Annotated in this window: 1 protein-coding gene; it reads left to right on the top strand. The window is 44.1% G+C overall.

Annotated features, from left to right (window positions below; translation table 11 throughout):
- On the top strand, window positions 1–381 hold a 381-nt coding region (locus tag I6F53_RS20720; RefSeq protein ID WP_231616663.1), incomplete at its 5' end, for a hypothetical protein.
- Between the last annotated feature and the right edge of the window lie 227 nt (window positions 382–608).

Here is a 608-nt window from a genome sequence, read left to right as displayed (position 1 = left end):
GTTGAAAAGATCTGGAAGCAAGCGATAAATGGAAAAGGCGTTGTGGGAGTTCGCTCAACATATGAGGCGATCAGAAAGGTCCAGCCGTTCGTCGAGCGTAATGGAGTAATGAATAACCTGATTGACAACATCCTACCATCACTACAGGACGCTGGAATCATTTGCCTTATTGGTGACAAGATATATGCACACCCATACCTGGTGGGCATGTATGGGAGAGACATTCACAAGTGGTGCGACTCATGGAGATCGGTTGAGCGCAAATCTCAGAGCAAATTGCAGTCCAGCTCAGATCTGATTCATGGCTATGATGCAGATGAGGTGGAGAAGGCCATCCAGTTCTACCGGAAAGCGAAAGCTCTCCTGAACGGTGAATATTAATGCTTATAAAATGTGTGTATGTAAGGCAAGCAAATCACCACAACCTTTCAGTTGTAAATGGCGGGATATACGTGGCTAAGCCAATACCTTGTTTTAATGGCTCATACTACATCAAGGTTGATGGCAATGAGTACATAGTGAAGACGATAGGTGAAGCTCTTATGATAAAAAGCCTTGGCGTCATAATGGCTAAATTCGAAATCGTTCGCAATAGCACGAATTGCTAA

The sequence above is a fragment of the Pseudoalteromonas sp. SWN29 genome (assembly GCF_015864465.1).
GTDB lineage: Bacteria > Pseudomonadota > Gammaproteobacteria > Enterobacterales > Alteromonadaceae > Pseudoalteromonas.
This window is presented reverse-complemented; position numbering and strand designations above follow the sequence as displayed.